General features: G+C 47.2%; 22 protein-coding genes. 8 read left to right on the forward strand and 14 right to left on the reverse strand.

Features of this window, described 5'->3' with window-relative positions; all coding sequences use genetic code 11:
• Positions 1–94: 94 nt before the first annotated feature.
• Positions 95–1,066 (reverse strand): 6-phosphofructokinase, encoded by a 972-nt coding sequence (gene pfkA, locus H1230_RS22010; RefSeq protein WP_239712017.1) that lies wholly within the window; start codon positions 1,064–1,066, stop codon positions 95–97.
• A gap of 65 nt (positions 1,067–1,131) precedes the next feature.
• Complete coding sequence (locus H1230_RS22015; RefSeq protein WP_239712018.1) at positions 1,132–2,214, reverse strand: tetraprenyl-beta-curcumene synthase family protein; 1,083 nt, start codon at positions 2,212–2,214, stop codon at positions 1,132–1,134.
• A gap of 191 nt (positions 2,215–2,405) precedes the next feature.
• Between H1230_RS22015 and H1230_RS22020 the strand changes: the two genes are divergently transcribed.
• Complete coding sequence (locus H1230_RS22020; RefSeq protein ID WP_239712019.1) at positions 2,406–3,659, forward strand: MFS transporter; 1,254 nt, start codon at positions 2,406–2,408, stop codon at positions 3,657–3,659.
• 96 nt (positions 3,660–3,755) lie between these two features.
• Here H1230_RS22020 and H1230_RS22025 read toward each other — a convergent pair whose 3' ends face one another.
• The gene (locus H1230_RS22025) at positions 3,756–4,499 is read right to left on the reverse strand and encodes a YebC/PmpR family DNA-binding transcriptional regulator (RefSeq protein ID WP_239712020.1); all 744 of its coding nucleotides are present in this window, start codon (positions 4,497–4,499) and stop codon (positions 3,756–3,758) included.
• A gap of 206 nt (positions 4,500–4,705) precedes the next feature.
• Positions 4,706–4,903, reverse strand: coding sequence for a cold shock domain-containing protein (locus H1230_RS22030; protein ID WP_154117807.1), 198 nt, complete (start codon positions 4,901–4,903; stop codon positions 4,706–4,708).
• A 173-nt stretch (positions 4,904–5,076) separates the two neighbouring features.
• Here H1230_RS22030 and H1230_RS22035 point away from each other — a divergent pair, with 173 nt between their 5' ends.
• From H1230_RS22035 to H1230_RS22060, 6 genes are all read left to right on the forward strand, one after another.
• Positions 5,077–5,310, forward strand: coding sequence for a hypothetical protein (locus H1230_RS22035; protein ID WP_239712021.1), 234 nt, complete (start codon positions 5,077–5,079; stop codon positions 5,308–5,310).
• A gap of 6 nt (positions 5,311–5,316) precedes the next feature.
• Positions 5,317–5,487 (forward strand): hypothetical protein, encoded by a 171-nt coding sequence (locus tag H1230_RS22040; RefSeq protein WP_239712022.1) that lies wholly within the window; start codon positions 5,317–5,319, stop codon positions 5,485–5,487.
• A 209-nt stretch (positions 5,488–5,696) separates the two neighbouring features.
• Positions 5,697–7,487, forward strand: a complete 1,791-nt coding sequence (pepF, locus tag H1230_RS22045) for an oligoendopeptidase F (RefSeq protein WP_239717476.1) — start codon at positions 5,697–5,699, stop codon at positions 7,485–7,487.
• An 88-nt stretch (positions 7,488–7,575) separates the two neighbouring features.
• A complete protein-coding gene (locus H1230_RS22050; RefSeq protein WP_239712023.1) occupies positions 7,576–7,896 on the forward strand; it encodes a LapA family protein in 321 nt (106 codons plus the stop codon).
• Between the two features lie 131 nt (positions 7,897–8,027).
• Entirely contained in the window at positions 8,028–9,071 is a 1,044-nt protein-coding gene (locus tag H1230_RS22055) for a M42 family metallopeptidase (protein ID WP_239712024.1), read from the forward strand.
• Positions 9,055–9,888: a phosphodiester glycosidase family protein gene (locus H1230_RS22060; RefSeq protein WP_239712025.1), complete on the forward strand. Its 834-nt coding sequence runs from the start codon at positions 9,055–9,057 to the stop codon at positions 9,886–9,888. The genes H1230_RS22055 and H1230_RS22060 overlap by 17 nt, the downstream gene beginning before the upstream one ends.
• Positions 9,889–9,960: 72 nt before the next feature.
• Here the strand turns inward: H1230_RS22060 and H1230_RS22065 are convergent, their stop codons facing one another.
• From H1230_RS22065 to hemE, 9 genes are all read right to left on the reverse strand, one after another.
• Complete coding sequence (locus tag H1230_RS22065) at positions 9,961–11,898, reverse strand: ABC-F family ATP-binding cassette domain-containing protein (protein WP_239712026.1); 1,938 nt, start codon at positions 11,896–11,898, stop codon at positions 9,961–9,963.
• The gene (locus tag H1230_RS22070) at positions 11,895–12,518 is read right to left on the reverse strand and encodes a TetR/AcrR family transcriptional regulator (RefSeq protein ID WP_239712027.1); all 624 of its coding nucleotides are present in this window, start codon (positions 12,516–12,518) and stop codon (positions 11,895–11,897) included. Before H1230_RS22070 ends, H1230_RS22065 begins: the two co-directional genes overlap by 4 nt.
• Positions 12,519–12,522: 4 nt before the next feature.
• Entirely contained in the window at positions 12,523–13,329 is an 807-nt protein-coding gene (locus H1230_RS22075) for a DUF92 domain-containing protein (RefSeq protein ID WP_239712028.1), read from the reverse strand.
• A 32-nt stretch (positions 13,330–13,361) separates the two neighbouring features.
• Entirely contained in the window at positions 13,362–13,985 is a 624-nt protein-coding gene (locus H1230_RS22080) for a fumarylacetoacetate hydrolase family protein (protein ID WP_239712029.1), read from the reverse strand.
• A 38-nt stretch (positions 13,986–14,023) separates the two neighbouring features.
• Positions 14,024–14,755 (reverse strand): glycerophosphodiester phosphodiesterase, encoded by a 732-nt coding sequence (locus H1230_RS22085; RefSeq protein ID WP_239717478.1) that lies wholly within the window; start codon positions 14,753–14,755, stop codon positions 14,024–14,026.
• Between the two features lie 135 nt (positions 14,756–14,890).
• Positions 14,891–16,267, reverse strand: a complete 1,377-nt coding sequence (locus H1230_RS22090) for a CapA family protein (RefSeq protein ID WP_239712030.1) — start codon at positions 16,265–16,267, stop codon at positions 14,891–14,893.
• 148 nt (positions 16,268–16,415) lie between these two features.
• Positions 16,416–17,888, reverse strand: a complete 1,473-nt coding sequence (hemG, locus tag H1230_RS22095) for a protoporphyrinogen oxidase (protein ID WP_239712031.1) — start codon at positions 17,886–17,888, stop codon at positions 16,416–16,418.
• Positions 17,885–18,838: a ferrochelatase gene (gene hemH / locus H1230_RS22100; protein WP_239712032.1), complete on the reverse strand. Its 954-nt coding sequence runs from the start codon at positions 18,836–18,838 to the stop codon at positions 17,885–17,887. Before hemH ends, hemG begins: the two co-directional genes overlap by 4 nt.
• Before the next feature lie 21 nt (positions 18,839–18,859).
• A complete protein-coding gene (hemE, locus tag H1230_RS22105; protein ID WP_239712033.1) occupies positions 18,860–19,933 on the reverse strand; it encodes a uroporphyrinogen decarboxylase in 1,074 nt (357 codons plus the stop codon).
• A gap of 225 nt (positions 19,934–20,158) precedes the next feature.
• Here hemE and H1230_RS22110 point away from each other — a divergent pair, with 225 nt between their 5' ends.
• The gene (locus tag H1230_RS22110; RefSeq protein ID WP_239712034.1) at positions 20,159–21,379 is read left to right on the forward strand and encodes an MFS transporter; all 1,221 of its coding nucleotides are present in this window, start codon (positions 20,159–20,161) and stop codon (positions 21,377–21,379) included.
• Positions 21,380–21,393: 14 nt separating this feature from the next.
• Here H1230_RS22110 and H1230_RS22115 read toward each other — a convergent pair whose 3' ends face one another.
• Positions 21,394–22,023, reverse strand: coding sequence for an O-methyltransferase (locus H1230_RS22115; protein WP_239712035.1), 630 nt, complete (start codon positions 22,021–22,023; stop codon positions 21,394–21,396).
• Positions 22,024–22,054: the final 31 nt, after the last annotated feature.

The following is a 22,054-nucleotide window of genomic DNA, read 5'->3' on the forward strand; positions in this document are numbered from 1 at the left end:
GCTGAAGCAAGGCGCTAAAGATCGAAAACGAAAAAATAGCCAGTCTCCAAGTTATTGGAGACTGGCTATTTTTTTAACTTTTACAGCTTCGAACCTATTGAGAAAGACGGGAAGCCAATTCGTATAGCTCCAGATCGAAATCTTTTTTCGTATTCACAACTGTATCAATATCCGTAAGCGTCAATTCACCTTTAATAATGCCACAGGCTTTATCTGATTCGCCTGCGATCAGACTACGTACAGCAAAGTCGCCAAGACGGCTGGCCAAATTGCGGTCTGCTGGAGTTGGAGTGCCTCCCCGTTGAATATGTCCAAGAACGGTAACGCGTGCGTCCAGTGAAGCATGGCGGTCTTTCAGTGCCAGTGCTACATCCTCGCCTTTGCCAACGCCTTCTGCAACGATTACGATACTATGACGTTTGCCTCTAGCAAAATTATCACGCATCCGGTCAGCAACCTCATTCAGATCGTAAGGCATTTCCGGAACCAAAATAGTTTCCGCGCCGGAGGCAAGGCCTGCATGCAGGGCAATATCACCACAGTGACGTCCCATAACTTCTACAATGGAGGAGCGTTCATGTGAGGACATTGTATCACGCAACTTGTTGATGGCATCAACAACAACACCTACTGCAGTATCAAATCCAATCGTGTAATCCGTGTAGGAAATATCATTATCAATAGTGCCCGGCAAAGCCATCGTGTTAATGCCCAATTTGCTGAGTTTGTTGGCCCCTTTGTAAGAACCGTCTCCACCGATAACTACAAGTCCGTCGATACCCATTTCATTCAGAATATCTGCGCCCTTTTGTTGGCCTTCTGGCTTCAAGAACTCCAGACAGCGTGCGGATTGCAAAATAGTGCCGCCCCGTTGGATAATATCACCTACACTGCGCAGATCCATCGGGAAAATATCACGGTTCAGCAGGCCTTGATACCCGCGTTGAATTCCGTAAACCTCAACCCCAAAGAAAATTGCGCTCCGTACAACCGCACGAACGGCAGCGTTCATGCCCTGCGAGTCTCCCCCACTGGTTAATACTGCGATTTTTTTAACTTTAGTCATCCTGTTGTTCCTCCTCAAAATTGTGTGAAGCCTCATCCTTCTTCTGAATGACACTCCACAGCATGCTAGTACATGTGTTTGCGTATCCAACGGCTGTTAACGAAGAAGAATAGTCTCGTAAGCGGACTTCCTTTCATTAGACGTTTAGATACGGAGCGAACCTCCCGCTGTTCGCTAACTTTAGGATCAGATAAATACAATGCCAGCAAGCCCTCGATAACCATGCGATGCATAGAAGTCTCAGGAAGATTCCGGACATCCTTGCGGGCCCACTCCACAATGGAAGCAATCCGATTCAGCATGGTATCCGTGTTGTCATAATAATTGCAGAAATTGAGATCACCACCGGCCCGGTCTTCATCCTGATCAATTAGGTAATCCAGCATAATGTGCAGGCCACACACATTAGGGAAATATGCTGCTCGAATGGATGCCGACGCGCTCAGGCTCAACTTGGGATCGCATGAGGCCAGAAATAGCATAAATACACCCAGAGTAGATCCCGTGGCCGCCGCAAATTCATTCCAGTGCAAATGCGGTGCCCGGTAACCCTGCTCCTCCCACCATTCCTTCAAGGCAGTTTCCCTGAGTTCTGGTCGGATATGCTTATAAACTTGCAAATCCGTATAGAGCACGGCCAGTTCACGAATTTCCAATGCTGCTGCAGAATATCCTGGCAGTTTGGCAATCATCTCCTGGCATTTGCGGACTAACCTGCACAAATACCCGCCGTCGTTCTGTTCGCTGCGCAGCGCATAATAATTAACGGGCTCAGCGGCCGGATCAATAGCATCCAGCATAGATTGATGCAACAGCCTGAAATCGGCCGGATCTAGCGAAGTACTGCGATCACATAGGTTGTCCAGATAATCACTGATCGTTTGATAAGCAACAATAAGCGGAATAAGTATATGTCTCATAGACAAATTGCCGGCGGCATAAATACCGCCGCCTTCGCAATGAAACTGTTTCGTTTCAAGGCTGGCAAGCGCTTGCTTCCGGAGTTCGGGATCGGGAATCCCTTCCGCATCTTGGCGCCAGAAACGGAGACATTCTCTCACTTCTGGCAGAACGTACTTGTAGACCCTGCTCATAAGCCCAATTGGGCCACGAGGGCTAAGGTAACGGCCTTGCTCAAATTCACTCAATGACAGTGCCTCCACATTGTTGTCTCCTTATCCAAATCATCATTATTATAATATGATCATCGTATTTGTACAAACAACAAAATCACTTTCGCAAAACCATGAAAGATTCAGAAATACTGCATTTTAACAAACATGATTCCAGCGCTTTATGCTATACTAGCCGTATTTGATATCTGGAGGAGTGCAATTCCATGCTTTTAGATCGGACCAGCGGCCGTTATAGTGATCAGAATTGGCTGCGTTCCTTTATGTTTACTCTTTATGGTACTAGTGTCCTTGTGGTATCTTACTTCCCGTTATTTTACAGCCATTTAGGCTTCAGTAGTTCACAGGTAGGGTATTTGTATTCCCTCGGACCTCTTATTTCTATCCTGTCCAATCTATTCTGGAGCATGGTAAGTGACCGACTGGGCACGATTAAGAAGATTTTGGTTATTCTGCTTGCTGGACAATTAGTCACCTCTCTTTTACTAGCCAGAGCCACCGACTTCTCATCTGTCATGCTCATTCTATCTTTTTTCTATTTCTTCTACTATCCTGTATTTCCACTTGCAGATACAATGGCTATCAAAATTGCCCAGCGGCACGGACGCAACTTCATTGCAATTCGTGTGTTTGGCTCTTTGGGTTATGCTTTTTTTGCGCTGACGGTGGGATATATATTGAGAGCTTTGGGTTCCTCTTGGAGCATGGCCGTTTGCATCGTCATCATTATAACAGCACTGATCCTGACGTTTTGGTTAAAGGATGTCAAGCGAACTACTGAAGATATCCCTAACAAGGAAGAATCCCTAGATACTTCAGTTAAGGGAAATGGCCTTAAGCAAATTCTGTTGCAAAAAGAGGTGCTGTGGTTCTTCGGTTGTGTCTTTGTCCTCGCGCTCGGCCATCGAATGAACGAGGCTTTTCTCACGATTAGCTTAAAGCAATTGGGCGCAGGTGAGGAGGTCATTGGCTGGGCACTGCTCGCTTCAGCGTTAAGTGAGATTCCTATATTCTTTCTGCTCAGTAAATACGGCGATAAATTCAAAGAGCTCCCGTTGCTTGCCTTTGCCAGTCTCATGTATGCACTTCGCTTTTATCTAATGTCTGTAGCACATCATCCGGACTCTATCATCGCCATTCAAGCAATGCATAGTGTTTCCTTCGGCGTGTATTATGTAACGGCAGTCCGTTATATCACGCGGATCATCCCTGACCACCTGCGTGCCACAGGGCTTGCTATCTTCACTGTTGTATGGTCAAGTGTAGCTGGACTGCTTAGTGGTACATTTGGCGGACTTATTTTTGAAGAAGCTGGACGTTCGACTTTTTATATGGTAGCTGTGTTCTTCTCTCTTGTAGCGTTTATTGGCTTCCTGGGTAAATATTTATTCGACTCTAACATCGATCCGGTGCGCTATTTCAAAAATAAAAGAAAACCCTTTGATAAGTCTTCATTATAAAATACAAGACCGCTATCTATAGTATAAAAAAGGCCTTTGCCTCCCTATTGTAAGGGATTGCAAAGGCCTTTGCCATATGTACAGTAGCACAAGCTGTTATCCGATGCGTTCCATTTCTTCATCACTAATCTCAAAATTGTTGAATACATCCTGAACATCATCATTATCCTCGAAAGCATCCATCATCTTCAGCAGCTTCTCTGCATTCTCGCCCTCAACAGCAATCGTATTCTGTGGAATCCAGCGTACCTCTGAGCTTGCAAAATGGTATCCCTGGCCTTCCAGTTCTACTTTAACTGCCTCCAGCTCATGTGGATGGGTCAGAATCTCGAAGCTATCCTCTGATACAGTCAAATCATCCGCTCCGGCTTCCAGCACTTGCATCATTACAGTATCTTCATCCAAGCTGTCATACGCTTCGCGGTCAATGGTCAGAACGCCCTTCTCATCAAACATATAGGACACACAGCCTGATTCGCCCATGTTTCCGCCCCGCTTACTATATATGGACCGCACATCAGCGGCCGTACGATTGCGGTTATCTGTAAGGCACTTCACCATAATAGCTACGCCACCGGGACCGTAACCTTCATAGTAAATTTCTTCATAGTCCACGTCCTCGTTGCCGCCAGTGGCCTTCTTAATCGCCCGTTCGATATTATCGACCGGCATATTAATCGCACGTGCGCTCGCGATTGCTGTCTTTAGTCCGAAATTCGCATCCGGATTGATCCCGCCTTTGCGTGCCTGCACATAAATTTCGCGGGCCAACTTAACGAATTTATTATTTTTGGCTTGATCGGCCTTGCCTTTACGATCCTTAAATAATTTAAACTTCATGACGAAACGCTCCCCATCAAATATGACTTTCAAATTACATTCCTCATACAAAAAGCACTATTTATAGTTTATCATTCTATGACACCTGAGGTCAAAAAAACACAGTTCTCGAAAGAACTGTGTGTTGATTAAATCGATTTGGTTACTAAACCTTGCAACCATATAACATATATTACAGCTGACAGTTTAACTGTCGTTGCTGTTTATTATAATTTAACTACGTTCGCTGCTTGGGGTCCACGGTTACCATCAGTAATATCGAATTCTACTGTTTGGCCTTCGTCTAGAGTCTTAAATCCATCACCTTGAATTGCTGAAAAGTGCACGAATACATCCTCGCCGCCATCAACTTGCAAGAAACCATAACCCTTTTCTGCATTAAACCATTTCACTGTACCTTTCAAATGAACAACCTCCTAAAAATAGCGCCATATATGGCGTATACTTACATTATACTCCGAATTATCCCTTGGGGCAATTCAACTTTTCCTTCAATATATTGATTTAATTTGCTTTTCCCTTCTCTCGTGCGTTATCATTGAGCCAAAAGTCAAAAATCGCCAGGGTGGTAATGAAAATGATAAAAAAACATGAAATATACAAAACAGATAAGTGGAATATGATGACGGTAGAAGTTCAAGGCCGGTATATCATTCTCCGGGAAATCTCAGATCAATGGGGTGAAGAGACCCATACCTTCATGAGTCGTCCAGCTATGATGCAATGGGTCAATAACCGGTTCAACAAAGAGTCCTATAAAGATAATGAAGATGAATACAAAAACATTATTACAGCTTTTAAACAGGTGTAGCCCATTATGGACAGTGAGAACCTCACGATTTATATAATTTCCGTCCTATGTCTGGGCGCAGTGCTGATTATGGCAAGGGACCGTGTTCCGCAACAGTTGAAGCGGGGCATGGCCCTGACTGCGGTCATCATGATTCTTCTGGCTTTTGTCTTAATTATTTATAACTTTGTAGCATAACTTCCGCATAACGCAGCCCAAGGATTAATAATCATGATTTGGCAGGGCATACTAAGCTGACCTAGAACTAGGAGGCGGCCGTCTTGTCCATTACAACCAAGTCTCTTCCTCTTTTGCTTGCGCTTAGTCTACTGCCTGGTGATTGGTCATCCGCAGTGCTGCAACGGGAGAATACACCTAATTCATCTCATCATTCGAGGAGGATTTCCATGGAACAATTATTGAAGAGAAGTGAAGTGCCTGCTGAGAACCGCTGGAAGCTTGAAGATATGTTTGCTTCACAGAAAGAATGGGATGCAACATACGCTGAAGTTAAGACTATTATTAAGAAAGCCGCTGATTTCCAAGGAAAGCTCGACTCGCCCGAAGCGCTTAAAGATTGCTTCAAGCTGGATGACAAGCTGTCACAGCAAACGGAGCTCCTGTATGTTTATGCACATATGCGTCAGGATGAAGATACGGCTAACTCCGTTTATCAAGCTCTTTCCCAGAAAGCGAAGCAGCTTAGTGTGGAAGCCGGTGAAGCCCTATCTTTTGTTACACCGGAAATTCTTGCCTTGCCTGTTGAGAAGCTTGATGAATTCATTGCTGATCCTAATCTGTCCGACTATACCTTTACTTTAAAAGAAATGAAACGTGAGAAAGCTCATGTTCTTTCCAAAGCAGAGGAAGCTTTGCTCGCCCAAGTAGGCAATATCTCCCAGGCTCCGCAGAATATCTTCGGCATGCTGAACAATGCAGATCTAAGGTTCCCGAAGATTAAAGATGAGAGTGGCAAAGAAGTTGAGCTTACTCACGGAAGCTATATCAAGTTCCTGGAAAGTCCGGACCGCGAGGTTCGCAAGAACGCTTTTAAAGCAGTCTATGAGACCTACGGTAAACAAAAAAACACAATTGCAGCCACTCTTAGTGCAAATGTGAACAAAAATGTATTCTACTCGCGTGTTCGCAAGTATCCATCAGTACTGGAAATGTCTCTCTATGGCGATAATATCCCTAAAGAGGTATATAGCAATCTGATTGATACGATTCACGAGAGCCTGCCGCTGATGCACCGGTATATGAAGTTGCGCCAGAAGCTGCTCGGTGTGGATGAGCTACATATGTATGACCTGTTCGCTCCGCTTGTAGATGAATATAAACTGGATATTACCTTTGAAGAAGCCAAGAAGATTACAAAGGAAGGTCTAAAACCACTTGGTGAAGACTATCTGAACGTACTTCAGGAAGGCTACGACAATAGCTGGATCGACGTCTACGAGAATGAGAACAAACGAACCGGCGCATATAGCTGGGGAGCCTACGGCACCCACCCTTACGTCCTGCTGAACCATAATGATAATCTCAACAGTATGTTCACACTGGCGCATGAGATGGGTCATGCTCTGCATTCTTACTACTCAGATAACACACTGAAGTATCGTGATGCGCAATATACGATCTTTCTGGCAGAGGTTGCTTCTACGACAAATGAAGCGTTGCTAATGGATTATTTGCTTAATAAATCGACTGATCCGAAGGAAAAAATGTATCTGCTCACCTACTATGCCGACCAGTTCCGCACAACCGTGTTCCGGCAAACGATGTTCGCCGAGTTCGAGAAAATTATCCATAAACGTGCTGAAGACGGTGAAGCACTCACAGCCCAGGATCTCTCGAAGGCTTATTACGACCTCAACGTTAAGTATTATGGCGAAGATATGGTTGTGGATAAGGATATCGAGATGGAATGGGCTCGGATTCCACATTTCTATAATAGCTTTTATGTTTATAAATATGCGACTGGCTTCTCAGCAGCAACCAGCTTTGCCAAACAGATTCTTGAGGAAGGCAAGCCGGCAGTTGACCGTTATCTCGGCTTCCTGAAGAGTGGTGGCAGCGACTATTCCATTAATATTTTGGCAAAGGCCGGTGTGGATATGTCTTCACCAGCACCGATTCGTGAAGCGATGAGTGTGTTCGAAAGCATTATCTCGCAAATGGAACAGTTGACCAAATAAGTGGGAAAGTTTACTATTAGACTAATCCCCTGCCCATAATGGGCAGGGGATTTTATACTGTCACAATAGTCTTGAGGAGGAAAATTCGATGAAATTTCAATGGTCACTTATTGCGGGTCTAATCTTCGCACTGCTTATAGCTCTGTTTGCAGTCATCAACGTAGATCCAGTTGAGGTCAACTTCGGCTTTGATGTTGCTAGTATTCCGCTTATACTCATCATTGTTGGCTGTGCCTTAATCGGCGGGGTCATTGTCGGTTCTTTTGGCATTCTTCGCCAGTACAAGCTGCAGAAGCAAATTAAGGTCTTAACTGCTGAGCTTGCGAAACTCCAAGATGCAAACAACTCACTGGAATCCCTTAACATTAACAATGAAGCCCCACCTGCTAATAGCACACCTCAGCTTTAAGGAATCAAGAACAAACGGCTTTGCCGTCCTCTGAAAGAGGCGACATCCATTTCTTCGAGAAAGAGAAGGATAATTTATCGTGAGAAACCTATAAATTCTTATCTATTGAAATACCTCAGGAGGACTAACACATGCTAAGTATTCAACCCAATGAAGATTACATTCTTACCATTCTCAAAAAATTGCTCGACACCCCTAGTCCTAGCGGGTTTACTGCTCAGGTAATGCGTCTTGTAGCCGAGGAAGCAGCTGCGCTGAACATACCCCTTAGCTGGAATGAAAAAGGTGGGGTAATATTATCAGTCGCAGGACTTGATCCAACGCGTACTATCGGAATTAGTGCACATGTTGACACCCTTGGCGCTATGGTTCGTTCGATCAAATCAAACGGCACTTTGCGGCTAACTTCCGTCGGCGGATTTACGATGCACAGTATTGAGAATGAATACTGCATTATCCATACCCGCAGCGGCAAGACCTATACAGGTACGATTCTGACCAGCCACCCTTCCGTTCATGTCTATCCCGATGCACGCGATTTCAAGCGTCAAGAGGAGAATATGGAAGTGCGTATTGATGAGCTGGTGTCTTCCAAAGAAGATGTGCTTAAGCTCGGTATTTCCGTTGGTGATTTCATTTCCTTCGATGCCCGTGCGGTTATTACGTCAAGTGGCTATATTAAATCGCGTCACCTGGATGATAAAGCTAGTGTTGCGGCACTACTTGGCCTGCTGGAAAGTATGAAGCGCGAGGGCTGGAAACCTCTGCATAACCTCTCACTGCTTATCTCCAATTATGAAGAGGTAGGACACGGAACAGCCTGGATTCCTGCAGATATAAATGAAATGATCGCGGTAGATATGGGTGCAATGGGCGATGACCTAAGCTGTAAGGAAACGGATGTCTCGATCTGCGCCAAAGACTCTTCGGGCCCATATGATTATGTTATGACAGGTCGTTTGGTTGAATTGGCAAATGCGCTGGCGATTCCTTACGCTGTGGACATTTACCCTATGTACGGTTCCGATGCTTCTGCCGCGCTTAGAGGTGGCAACAATATTCGTGCTGCCTTAATCGGTCCAGGGGTTCATGCCTCACATTCCATGGAGCGGACGCATAAGCAAGCGGTAATAAATACTGCCAAGCTGCTTGCCGCTTATGTCGGCGAGCACTGATACCAGCAGCCCCAATTCCAAGCTGCGGCAGCTTTGGGAACGTAAGTACTGGCTGATCATTTCAGCCTTGCTGCTGGCGATTATTCTGATCGTGGGATCTATTTTACTGTTGACGCCTAAGCCACAGAAGGAGGTCTTTGACGGCCTCCCTCATTCCTATTCTTATACGGATGTCAGAACTCCGCAAAAGGTACAGCTGCATATGATGTCTATTAACCCTGAAGACATTGTTCTGCAGACGGCAGGCACACCACTGCGCCAAGTTGCGGCCTACGGCATCAATGGTGGATTTTTTTATGGTAAGGATCTCTTATCCATTGCTCTTATGAACGACAAACCGGTGAACGGAGTCAAGAAAGCCTATGGTTCCGGCTGGTTTAACGCCAAGTATGCGCGGGGAACGCTTGTCTGGGATGCCACTAGCCGCAAATTTTCAGTGCAGGTGGTCTCATCCGGAGATGAACTAATCGTAGCTGACCGTAACCATTACTTCGCTCAAGGCGGCATCAGTATGAACCTAGAGTACGAGGAGCTATGGGAAGCTGCAGCTACCGTAGAGCACCTGCCTTATGCCGATGAGAGACGGATGCGTTCAGGCATGGTGTATGATAATACTGGCAAGCTGTGGTTAATTGTCACGCCAACTCTCACTACGGCCGCAGAATTCCGTACAGCCGTGCTGCAGACTGTTCCCGGCGTTGGTCGTGAGGGCATCTTCCTCGATGGGGATGGCTCCTCGCAGATGAATGCCGCGGAAGTCGTACTGACCGGCGATCAGCGTTCGGTAGTGCAGATGATTGCGGTGGCTATCCACTAACAATAACGAAAACAAGCTGACACCCGATAAACTGGTGTCAGCTTGTTTTTTATAAAGTCTAATCATCAAAGTTTAAGCCTTACCAGCGATTCTCTCCGCCAGTTCGCTTAGATACGTCCAGCGTTCCATAAGGCGCTCCAGCTCTGCTTCTGCTTGCTGCTGCTGCTCTGTAAGCTCCTGTAGCTTAGAAGAGTCGGCAAAGGCTGCTTCCATCTTGGAGTTAATCTCAACGATACGTGCCTCAGTCAGTTCGATCTCTTTATCGATACCCTCATATTCCCGCTGTTCTTTGAACGTGAATTTGGGTTTCTCCGTACTTGACTGAGCAGTTACTACATCAGCTATAGGTTCAACAGGTGCGCTAGGGATAGAGCTTATTTCTCTTTTGTTAGAGGTTGAATTGCGGACTTGTACATTCTTGGCTAACCATTCCTCATATTCGGTGTAATCACCCACATGAAGCCGGATTTCCCCGTCTTCAAAGGCAATGAGTTTATCCATAGTACGGTCTAGGAAATAGCGATCATGGGAGACAGTAAAGACGACACCAGGAAATTCATCTAGATAATCTTCCAGTACAGCCAAAGTACCAATATCCAGATCATTTGTCGGTTCATCCAGCAGCAACACATTGGGCGCGCCCATCAGCACACGCAGCAGGTAAAGACGTCTTTTCTCGCCACCAGACAACTTGGAAATCGGTGTCCACTGAACTGCTGGAGGGAACAAGAAACGTTCCATCATTTGGCCTGCCGTTATCAAACTGCCATCAGATGTCTTAATGACTTCTGCTTCTTCCTTCACGTATTCAATCGCACGCAGACTTTCATCCATATCCTGATGCTCTTGCGTGAAATATCCCAGCTTCACTGTAGTCCCAAGCTGAACCTCACCACTGTCAGGTTCAATTTTACCGGCAATCATGTTAAGCAGCGTAGATTTGCCACTACCATTCGGTCCAATAATACCTACCCGATCTTGCGGTACTGCAATATAGGTTAGATCTTTAATAAGCTGACGACCATCGAGCGCCTTGGACAGACCAAGAATTTCAATGATTTTGCGACCCAAGCGTGTCGAACCCACAGAAATATCTAGGGCACCAGCGGAAGCATTCCCCTGGACGTCCTTCAACTTCTCATAGCGATCAATTCTGGCCTTTTGCTTCGTTGAACGGGCTTTAGGTCCGCGACGAATCCACGCCAGCTCACTACGTAACAGCATCTTACGCTTCTGTTCGGCTGAGGCTTCGCGTTCCTCACGATCGGCCTTTAACTCGAGAAAACGCGAATAGTTCGCTTCATAACGGAACAAGCGACCTCCATCCAATTCCAGCATTACTCCAGCGACACGATCCAAGAAGTAACGATCATGCGTGACCATTAATAAGGCGCCGCGGCGTCTTTTTAGATATTGCTCCAGCCAAGACACGGATTCCGTATCAATATGGTTAGTAGGCTCATCCAGGATAAGCAGTTCTGAGGGTGTAATCAGTGCTGCCGCTAGTGCCACACGCTTGCGCTGACCCCCGGAGAGAGAATCCATTAGAGCATCGAATTGGGTAATGCCGAGCTTCGTAAGTACACTCTTGGCTTCACTTTCCAAATGCCAAATATCCGCCGAACCGATATCATTTCCAATCTGTACCAGCTTGTCTTCCAGCTTTGAATTACCCGGATCACTTTCCAAAAGAGCTATTGTCTCCATATAGTTACGCATCATTACCAGTTCCGGCACATCTCCTGCAAAAACTTGCTGCAGTACTGTATTCGCTGGATCATACGGCGGATTCTGCGCCAGTGTCTGCACTCTTATACTATTTCCAATTGATACTTTGCCTGCATCTGGTGTTTCCAACCCGGCAATAATACGCAAAAAGGTTGATTTTCCCGTACCATTCACACCGATAATGCCGATCTTGTCCTGGTCTTCCATACCAAATGAAGCTTCACGGAACAGTACTTTTTCTCCATAGGTTTTGGAAAGATTCTCCACAGTCATAATGTTCATTCTATATCCTCGTTTGCTATATTATTTTCTTTATCATCCTCTGCAGGATGCAGGTTATTCATGGCTCCGTTAATAAAGAGGTTAGCGGCGAACTTGGCCCGCTTAAACGCATCCACCTCGGTAAAGGAGGGGTCGAACAAAATATCCATTTTGAGACGATCCAGCATGCCAATGTAAGACTGTGCCATCAATTCAGGCTCGGATGCCCGGCCCTCCAGCAGCACTTTTACAACCGCCTGCATGTATTGTTCCATAAAAAGCGCCATATACGCTACTAGCTCCGGGTTATTGTTAGGAGCAAGGAAAAAAAGCTTTGTATGCTGCTTGCGCTCATAATAATAGAATATATGATGCTTGGCGATCACCGACAGCTTATCTGTAAAAGTAGTGTGATCCTGAAGCTTATTCTCCAACTGTTGCAGATATCCCTCACAATCACGGCGCGTTACCGCCATAAACAGATCTTCTTTGCTTTTGAAATATAAGTACACGGTGCCCTTGGCAATCCCAGCCTGCTCCGCCACATCCGACATCTTCGTTTCGTAAAAACCACTTGAACCGAAAAGCGTATGGGCAGCATCCAGAATTGCCGTGTGTTTGTCATTGGATACGTTGCTCATCGGTTCACCCCCAAAGTGCGCCAAGCAGCAAAGCAATGGCAGCACCAATAATTGAACTGATTGTATTGACCGCATCATTGCTCATCCAGCGCCAGCCCCGGGCGTGCACAGTAGGAGCACCGCAATGCGATTCACCTTCAACGATACGGCCGCATACGGTACAGCGGTTCATCCGCTGCACAGTTGCACCAAGGACGGAGTCGGCAAAAGCACCCGCCAGACCTCCAAACAGCCCTGCCAGCGTAAGCAGCCAGAAAGAATGGCCCGGCATGCTAGACGCTGCCCGAAGCACCCAGGAAGCGGCACCTATGAGGACTCCACCGCAGGCAGCGGCAAGAGTACCCAACAACGAAACGGCACCAGATGCACCTGCCTGAAGAACTTTTCCTGTCAGGACTGAACGTGGTGGCTTCTTGCTAAGCGTGCCAATTTCCGTGGCCCATGTATCCGAGGTCACGGTAGCCATTACACCAATGAACAGAAATCCCCACATCTCCATAGGGAAAATGGCATTCAGCAGAACCAGCAGCATGCCGATCCCCCCGTTTGCGAAGACCTGTCCGGCATCACGCCGACCCGTTTTGGCGTATGTTAACTCCAGCTCGGCTTTATTATCGTGGCGAAGCTTGGACAGCAGACTTGAAGAAATGAAGAACACCAGCAAGATACCAAACCAAAAAGCATTCCCTGCACCGAAATAAATAGTACCCATCATTACTGCAGCAAGCATACCGGAGAGGCTTAGCGATTGTCTCCAATAAGCCACTCCGGCAACAAACAGGGCGCCACAGGCGCCGATGAACCACAACATATATTCAACTCCTGCTAACTAAAGTACCGTCATTATCCGATCAGGCAGGTGCCCATCAGCTTGTCGCCCCAGTACAGCTCGAACGAATCACCAGTTACGGTGGGTCCGACACCTGCGGGAGTCCCTGTAAATATAATATCATCTTTGCCAAGTCCGTAGCGTGCCGCTATAAAATCAACAATCTTCTGGAGTGAAAAAATCATACTCTTCACATTTCCACGCTGTACTTCCACACCATTCTTCAATACCGTAAAATCTGTTCCTTCCAGCTCTTCCTTGTCAGGAAAAGCTATGTAAGGAGTCAACGGAGCTGCGTTCTTAAAGCCTTTGGCGGCGGTCCAGGGAAGCCCTTTACGCTGCAGATCATTATGCACATCCCGCAGCGTAAAATCCAGCCCAAGTGCCATCACATCTACTAGTTCTTCGACTGTCATCCCCGGAACGTAATCGCGTGCAATACGCAGTACAAGCTCACCTTCATAATGAACCTGTCCAGCATCTTTTGGAAGCTCAATAATCGCTTTATCGAGGGAAATAGCCGCATGAGAAGGTTTCATAAAGATCAGCGGTTCCGTCGGCACTTTATTGCCAAGTTCCTCCGCATGTTGTTTATAATTACGTCCAACACAATATAGGTTATTAACAGCAGCACACATTAGACATTCAGCTCTCTTTCCCATCGATTATTTAGTATTTAGACCTTCAAGAACGTGTCGCCCCATATATCCGGACGGTTCGTACAGATCATTATATCAGACTGCATCTCCGCAAGGCGACGCATCTCCTTCGCTTTGTCCACCGTCCAGGCCATAATCTTCACGCCTCGTTCGGCCAGAAGGTTGGCCAAATTCGGATTTAGACGTGCAAAGCTGATCGAAAGAAAGGAGCAATCCAGCTCTTGCAGCTTTCTTGCCGGATTACCCCATCTGGAATCAAAGATCAACCCCGTGCGGAAACAGGGGTCAAGCTCTTTAACTCTTTGCAATGCGGCGGCATCAAATGAGGTCAGCACAACCTCATCACGCATGCCTTTAGAGGAAACAAGCTCCATAACGGCTTTCTCAAGTCCCGGATACATATCACTCGAAGTTTTGAGTTCAATATTTAAACGCAGCCTGCCGGAAGCCAAAGAAAGAACTTCTTCAAGTGAGGGTATCTTCTCGCCCCGAAAAGCGCGCCCCTTCCAGCTACCCGCATCCAGGCGCTGCATAGGTTCCCAATCCATATTCTTAACCTTACCGTGACCATTAGTCGTTCGGTCCAATGAGAAATCATGAATGACAACGGGGACACCGTCCCTTGTGAGTTGAACATCAAGCTCCATCCAACGAACATAAGGCAAAGCAAGTGCTAAGCGAATAGCTGCCATAGTATTCTCGGGTGCTTTTCCGGAAAATCCCCGATGGGCTACACATATGTTATTCATCATTTGTCCTCCAGCAAGATGAAACGGCTTCGCCGTCCTTTATATGGACGCATCCGTTTCTTCGAGAAATATAAGGATAAATTATTGCGTGAAACCTATAAATTCTTATACTTCAACAAGTTCTCTGTTAGAACCCTACCTGTTCACTTGCTTGACCTTACCATCACTGCCGATTGTAATAAGTCCTGCGGAGAGGGACTCTAACCTCTTTAGCAAAAGCTGCCCATCGACTTCATTCATAGGCACAGACTGGGCCAGTTCAGCATCCATAGGCTTCAGCTGTAATGAGCATTGCCCTTTTATAGTGCATTCCGCCTGAAAAATCGCCGTCTTCCAAGTAGCAGGAACTGTTGATCTCGTGAATATAAAATTACCGGTACTATAGGCTATCCACTTGCCTTTATAGGGTTCAATCCCTTGCAAGACATGCGGATGTCCTCCAATAACAAGATCCGCTCCCGCATCAATAAAGCTGTGTCCAAGCGATTGCTGAATACTATCATACTGTTCTACTCGTTCTTTGCCCCAATGGACAACGACAACTACCAGGTCTGCTGCTTTCTTGGCCTGAGCAATCGCCTTCAGCCCTTCAGCACTATCATAAACCGTAGCGACTCCAGGTGAACTCACTCCAGCCATCCAATCCGACTGTGGAATGACTCGCGTAAAGCCAAGCACAGCAATCTTTATACCGTTGCGTTCAAAATATTGCGCCGAATAAGCTTCCTTGCTAGTTAGACCAGCGCCAACATAAGGAATTCCCCTTTGGCTAAGGTTGCTTAGCGTATCCTCAAGCCCCTGCACACCCTGATCCAGGGTATGGTTATTAGCCAGATTCACGGCGTCTACTCCGGCCGCCTTCAGAGCATCCAGCGCCTCCGGTGCTCCTTTGAATACATATTGCTTATTGGCAGCCATTCCGCGCGTGGTTATCGGTGTCTCCAAATTGAGTACCGTTAGATCGTCTTGCTTGAATAATCCATTCAAGCCAGCATAAGAGTATGCGTAACCCTTCTTGTCGAGCAGTTCACCCACTTTACCGGAAAAAATAGCGTCTCCCGCAAAATTAAGTGTCACGGTACGCCCATCAGCATCCTCATCCGAAAGTCCTGAGGCTAATCCAGAGCCTTGGGAACTGTCTATATCTGACTCAGGCTTTTCAGTGGGAGCCGTCGTTGGTTCCGCATCGGGTGCCTCAGTAGGAGTATCTACTACCGGTGATGGTGACATTTCAGGAGCTTCTACTGGAACTGAATGTTCAGGCGTTGCAGTCACTTCAGGCGTCGGAACTGCCGTTGGTGCCAGGGTAGGATCTGGAGACGGCGACACCAAAACCTCACCTTGTGGAGGTGGTGCAGCGTCTTCACTGCCGTTTGAACTTATAAAATAATAGGATAACGCAGCGGTTATCAACAAAAGCAAACTTACGTTAATCCATGTCCATGCCGTTCTGCGGCGGCGTTTTCTGGTATGTTTACTCTTCTGTCGTGAACGTGATCGCGGCGGATACATGGGTACTGGTGATCTCCTTTGCACTCAAATTGTTTCTATTATAGCATAATTTATACTTCCCTCTACACATAGGAGCTTTAGCTATTTTGTAAGTACAACAAAACGGTGAAGCGTCATAAGACCCCGCTTCACCGTTAAATCCTGCTTTTTATAGCTGAAATTTTAGTTCTTTCACTAAATCCTTCGCAGCACTTTCCGCTATAAGTTTAGCCTGCTTTATGCAATCCGGCATTCCAATGCCGTCATATCCGGCCCCGAAGGCATAAACACCAGGCATTGACGTAGTCAGTTCGCTGCGCAGTCTGGCAATATTCTCTGGATGTCCCACAGGATACTGTGGCATGGAATGCGTCAGCCGAGTAATCTCTGTGAACAAGGGTTTGGCCGTAATGCCCATGATTTCTCGCAGGTCCTTGCGCACCAGCTCCGTCAGGGCCTCGTCTGGAAGCTGAACATTCTGCTCATCCCCCGAACGCCCTACATAGCAGCGCAGCAGCACCTTATCCTCAGGGCTTGTATGCAGCCATTTGGTGGACGTCCAGGTGCAGGCTGTAATATTGCGTCCTTCCTTGCGAGGAACAAGAAAACCCGATCCGTCATAATCACTGACAATTTCCTTCTTCGGAAAAGCCATAACTACATTCGCAACGGAAACATAATTCACAGCATCCAGTGCCGAGACATCCACATGTGTGCGCAGAAGATCAGCAGCAGCGAAATTGGGCACTGTAATGTAAATATCATCAGCAAGCAGCCGTTCGCCATTTTCCAGTTCAACTTCATAACGAGGAGAGTCGGCAGGAATTATAGGCTGTCCGTTTGCCGTGTTAGTTGTTCGAGCGGTAATGGAGACTGCTCCAATTTCAGTCCGCTGTTCTACATCATGCAGCTCATGAATTAAAGCGTGTACCAGACTCTGCAGTCCTTGGCGAAAGGTTAGGAAGGCGCTCTTCTTCGTCCCTGTGTGTGTCTCTGCGGGCTTACGCCCAGTAGTCATTCCGCGAATAAGACTTCCATATTGACGCTCTACCTCACCGAATTGCGGGAAGGTAGCCTGCAGGCTGATCTTGCGCATATCACCGGCATAAATACCGGCTAAGAGCGGTTCGGTCATATTCTCCAGCACTTCTGTACCCAGACGGCGCTCAATCAGCTGGCCTAGCGACTCATCTTCACTGCTGCGCCGTGGCGGAATAATGAAATCCATCATAGCCCGCATTTTGCCGCCAAAAGAAACCAATCCGCTTCTAAGAAACGGCCGAAGCTCTGTAGGAATCCCCAGTACCAACCCAGCTGGCATCGGATGCAGCTTGTCACGCTGCAATATGTACGTCTTCTTGGCATTCGGATTGGTCGTCACCAACTCATGATCAAGCTCCAATTCCTTGGCCAGATCACTCATCGCTGTTTTGCGGGCCAGAAAGGAATCGGGTCCCTTCTCAATGACGAAACCGTCACGGTGCAGCGTTTCGATCTTACCGCCGAGCGTCTTCGTTTTCTCCAGCAACACAATGTCAGGCTTAAGGCCTGCTTCCTTATAATACTTGCGCACATAAAAGGCAGCGCTGAGGCCGCTTAAGCCTCCGCCTATAATGACAATCTTTCGGGGTACGCCGGTCATAATTGGCTTACCTTCATTTGATTTGCCTGATTACGTACCACATCACTTAGTACTGACATATAGGCTGGATCGCTATTTAGCGATTCAATGCGCATCAAGCGAATGTCCAGCTCGGAGGCCACGGCTTGTGCTTCAATATCAAGATCATACAGGACCTCCAAATGATCAGACACAAAGCCGACCGGTGCCACCAATACGTATTTCACCTGCTCCGTGCTGAGTTCCCGGAGTGTAACAAGTACGTCTGGCCCAAGCCAAGGCTCGGCTGTACGGCCAGCACTTTGCCACGTGAACTGCCACGTGGCTACTCCTGCTTGGGCTGCAATAGCTGCTGAGGTTTCCAGCAATTGGTCACGGTAGGGGTCGCCCATGCTCAGAATGCGTTCCGGCAGACTATGTGCGCTGAACAATACCCGAACCTCATCGCGATTTGCGCCAGCTTCCTCAAATTGATCCAGTCTGGCCGATACTCTCTTGCTCAGAACGTCGATCAGCTCTGGATGCAGGTGGTAGCTTTCCACAAAGCTCATCTCCACATGACAGGCATCTGCTTTCACCTGTGCACGCTTGATGTAAGTGCCCACGCTCATACTGGAATAATGAGGAGCAAGAACAATGCCTACAGCCTGGGTAATGCCATCTTTAGCCATAGCCTCCACTCCGTCTTCAATAAACGGATGAGCGTGCTTAAGTCCCTGATAGCAGACAAATTCATATTTCCCATCATTATCGCTATTCAACGCGGCCTGCAATGCCTCAACCTGCAGGTCTGTATTCTTGCGCAGCGGAAATACACCACCCACAATAGCAGCATATCGATCCTTCAGTTCTTTTAGCTGCTCCGCTGATGGCGGATTGCCACGCCGGATATGCGTATAATATGCTTCTACGCCTTCCAAACTTTCAGGAGTGCCATACGACATTACTAGAACACCTATTTTAATTGCCACGAATTTCCAACCCCTTCTAAGCTAAATATTTAAATGATTAGAGAGCTTTGTCGCTTCTTTCATAACATTCTGCGAATATTCGTGGATATACTCGGTTAATTCCCTTAGTTTATCTAATGAAGCTTCAGGGTATAGTCCATGTCCCAAGTTAAATATATAACCCGGCTGCTGCAACCCTTCATCAATTAGTTCTTTGGCGCGTTCCTTCAAGATATCCATTGGCGCTGTAAGCAAATATGGATCAAGATTGCCCTGAACCGCGAATTTCTCTCCGATTCTGCGCCGCCCTTCGGTCAAGCTAACACGCCAATCCAACCCGATTACATCTGCCTGAAGATTTGTTAGACTGGGCAGCAATTCACCTGAGCTTACACCAGGAAAATATATTTTGGGTACATCCAGATCGGACAATTCAGCAAAAATCCGGGAAATGGTTGGCAGCACATAGGTCTTGAAATCATGGGGCGCAAGCGTACCCACCCAGCTGTCGAACAATTGGAAAGCTTTGCCTCCACTACGTACATGACTGCGCAGATAGGCGATAACCATATCGCCAAGCTTGTCCATCAGCTTCTCCCAGACACGTGGTTCATTGTACATCAACGCTTTAGTGCGAATATAGCTCTTGGAGGGTCTGCCTTCGATAAGATAACTGGCAATGGTAAACGGTGCACCTGCAAATGTGATCAGCGGCACATCCAGCTCCTTGTCGAGTATAGCGATCGTCTCCAGAATGTGACTGAGATCGCCTTCAATATCAATCGGCTTCAATCTATCCACGTCCGCTGCACTGCGAATCGGATTCTCGATTACCGGGCCAATATCCTTGACGATATCAAATTTAACCCCAATAGAAGCGACCGGATTCATAATGTCCGAATACAGAATAGCTGCATCCACACCTAGCTTGCGCACGGGCATCATTGATATTTCCGCGGCCAGGTCAGGCTGTTTGCAGATTTCAAGCAGTGAATACTTTTCTTTGATTTTACGGTACTCGGGATCATAACGGCCAGCCTGCCGCATGTACCATACGGGAACGTGCTCCGTGTCCAGCTTTCGGCAGGCACGGATAAAAGTGTCGTTGTAGGTCATGATAAGGTCTCCATTAGATTTGATAAAAGATTTGTAAACGCTATTACCTATTATGCCCTCTTTAAAAGTAAGTAACAACCGCTTCACCCCATACGGAATGACAATCCAATGACATTACTATGATAAGTATTGCACCGCCGACTCTTAAAAATATGATATACTGATATAATGTCAATTTTTCGTGAATTATTAAATGCTTACTCTTTTGAAAGGAAGTGAAGCACTTTGAAGAAGTGGGAGACCTGGAAAGTCAACCTCATGGTGCTTTGGTTCGGCCAATTTCTAGTCAATGCTGGGATGACGATGATCACACCGTTCCTCTCCCTTTATCTTGCCAAAGATCTCGGTGTAGTGGGTGAGCATGCGATTGGAATATGGGCCGGACTTATTTTTGCCGCAAATTTTCTGACATCATTTCTGTTTCAACCCTTGTGGGGCAAGCTCGCAGACAAATATGGACGCAAAATCATGCTGCTGCGATCAAGCTTCGGCATGGCGGTAGTCATTCTATTAATGGGCTTCGCCCAGACGCCGATGCAGCTACTGCTGCTGCGTTTGCTGAACGGCACCATTGCCGGATTCAATCCGGCTTCGATTGCACTCGTCTCGGCCACCACTCCCAAAAAAAACATGGGCTTCGCCATGGGGCTGATGCAGTCCGGGTCTGTAGCCGGTACCATTCTTGGGCCGCTCATCGGTGGCGGACTTGCCGATTGGATCGGCTTCCGCCCGATCTTCTATGTCGTTGGAGCCTTGCTGTTCGTCGCTTCCCTGCTGGCACTATTTCTAGTGAGGGAGAAATTCGACCGTGTTGAAGCCGCGCAGGAGCCTCAGGTTTCAGTGCTGGCTGGCTTGAAGGAGCTTGCCAAAATTCCACAGCTGCCTGCACTATTCGGAGTAACCTTTCTGCTGCAGTTCGCGATGATCAGTCCCATGACGCTGCTGCCCCTTTATGTAGAAAAACTGCACGGCTCTGCCGTAAATATCGCCTTTTTGGCGGGAATGGTCAGCGCGGTCACCGGGATCTCCAATATGATCGCTTCTCCAGTGCTTGGCAAGCTAAGCGACAAGGTCGGCGCACACCGAATTCTCACCTTTGCGCTGATCGGTGCAGCGGTATTTCTCATTCCTCAGGCGTTCGTCACCAGCGTCTGGCAATTGATTGTGGTTCGTTTCCTTATGGGGGTCTTTATGGGCGGTCTTCTGCCCAGTGTTAACGCCCTTATCCGCTCCTATACCCCTGACGGCAAAGAGAGCCGGGCCTTTGGCTTCAACAGCAGCACATTGGCTCTTGGCAACATGTTGGGAGCCATTATTGGCGGCTTTCTGTCTGGCTATATCGGAATTGAAGGTCTCTTCATCCTCTCCGGCATTTTCTTGTTGATCAATACAGTATGGGTACGCCTGAAGTTGTACAAAAAGACTGAGCCGAGATTATTTCGTTAGCCCAGCTGCTCTTTTTATTTCACAATAGCCAAGGCTAATCCATCGTAGGCTGGTAAAAGCGTACTGGTCAGACGCTCGTCATGGGCCATCATTTCATTAAAGTGGCGCATGGATTGGATAGCAGGTCCATTCCGATCTGTATTAAGCGTCCGTCCGCGCAGAAAAATATTGTCTCCAGCAATGATCGCCCCAGGTCGTGCCAGCTGTATTGCGTATTCCAGATAATTCGGATAATTTTCTTTATCTGCATCAATAAAGAAGAAATCGAATTTCTGGCCTTCTGCTGCAAGATTGCCCAAGCTCTCCATAGCAGGGCCTACTCTGTATTCTACAGCATCCCCGTAGCCAGCAAGCTCTAAATGGCGATGCGCGAGTGCGGCGTAGTCAGCCTTCAGCTCGAGCGAGGTCAACATGCCACCCGATGCCAGTCCACGGCAGAGGCAGATGCCACTATAGCCGCCAAGAGCTCCAATCTCCAAAATGCGGGATGAGCGCGACAGGCGGACCAGCATGGTGAGCAGTCTTCCATATCCGGGAGTGACCGAGACGGGCGGCATGCCACTTTCGAGGATCGCTTGTTTTACATTCAGCAAGATTTCGTCCTCCGTATAAAGATGTTCACTGTATTCTTCCTGACTAAGCATAAATAATCTCCTTCACCTATAAAATGACGGG

Origin of the sequence: Paenibacillus sp. 19GGS1-52 (assembly GCF_022369515.1) — a bacterium.
In the GTDB taxonomy this organism is placed as follows: Bacteria; Bacillota; Bacilli; order Paenibacillales; family Paenibacillaceae; genus Paenibacillus_AQ.

What these genes read in the sequence shown, in the direction of transcription:
- H1230_RS22040 (WP_239712022.1), top strand. Translation starts at nt 5,317, where the DNA reads ATGGACAGTGAGAACCTCACGATTTATATAATTTCCGTCCTATGTCTG.
- H1230_RS22035 (WP_239712021.1), top strand. Translation starts at nt 5,077, where the DNA reads ATGATAAAAAAACATGAAATATACAAAACAGATAAGTGGAATATGATG.
- H1230_RS22055 (WP_239712024.1), top strand. Translation starts at nt 8,028, where the DNA reads ATGCTAAGTATTCAACCCAATGAAGATTACATTCTTACCATTCTCAAA.
- H1230_RS22020 (WP_239712019.1), top strand. Translation starts at nt 2,406, where the DNA reads ATGCTTTTAGATCGGACCAGCGGCCGTTATAGTGATCAGAATTGGCTG.
- H1230_RS22080 (WP_239712029.1), bottom strand. Translation starts at nt 13,985, where the DNA reads ATGTGTGCTGCTGTTAATAACCTATATTGTGTTGGACGTAATTATAAA.
- H1230_RS22085 (WP_239717478.1), bottom strand. Translation starts at nt 14,755, where the DNA reads ATGAATAACATATGTGTAGCCCATCGGGGATTTTCCGGAAAAGCACCC.
- H1230_RS22060 (WP_239712025.1), top strand. Translation starts at nt 9,055, where the DNA reads ATGTCGGCGAGCACTGATACCAGCAGCCCCAATTCCAAGCTGCGGCAG.
- pfkA (WP_239712017.1), bottom strand. Translation starts at nt 1,066, where the DNA reads ATGACTAAAGTTAAAAAAATCGCAGTATTAACCAGTGGGGGAGACTCG.
- H1230_RS22115 (WP_239712035.1), bottom strand. Translation starts at nt 22,023, where the DNA reads ATGCTTAGTCAGGAAGAATACAGTGAACATCTTTATACGGAGGACGAA.
- H1230_RS22065 (WP_239712026.1), bottom strand. Translation starts at nt 11,898, where the DNA reads ATGAACATTATGACTGTGGAGAATCTTTCCAAAACCTATGGAGAAAAA.
- H1230_RS22070 (WP_239712027.1), bottom strand. Translation starts at nt 12,518, where the DNA reads ATGAGCAACGTATCCAATGACAAACACACGGCAATTCTGGATGCTGCC.
- pepF (WP_239717476.1), top strand. Translation starts at nt 5,697, where the DNA reads ATGGAACAATTATTGAAGAGAAGTGAAGTGCCTGCTGAGAACCGCTGG.
- H1230_RS22090 (WP_239712030.1), bottom strand. Translation starts at nt 16,267, where the DNA reads ATGTATCCGCCGCGATCACGTTCACGACAGAAGAGTAAACATACCAGA.
- H1230_RS22050 (WP_239712023.1), top strand. Translation starts at nt 7,576, where the DNA reads ATGAAATTTCAATGGTCACTTATTGCGGGTCTAATCTTCGCACTGCTT.
- H1230_RS22025 (WP_239712020.1), bottom strand. Translation starts at nt 4,499, where the DNA reads ATGAAGTTTAAATTATTTAAGGATCGTAAAGGCAAGGCCGATCAAGCC.
- hemE (WP_239712033.1), bottom strand. Translation starts at nt 19,933, where the DNA reads ATGACCTACAACGACACTTTTATCCGTGCCTGCCGAAAGCTGGACACG.
- H1230_RS22075 (WP_239712028.1), bottom strand. Translation starts at nt 13,329, where the DNA reads ATGTTGTGGTTCATCGGCGCCTGTGGCGCCCTGTTTGTTGCCGGAGTG.
- hemG (WP_239712031.1), bottom strand. Translation starts at nt 17,888, where the DNA reads ATGACCGGCGTACCCCGAAAGATTGTCATTATAGGCGGAGGCTTAAGC.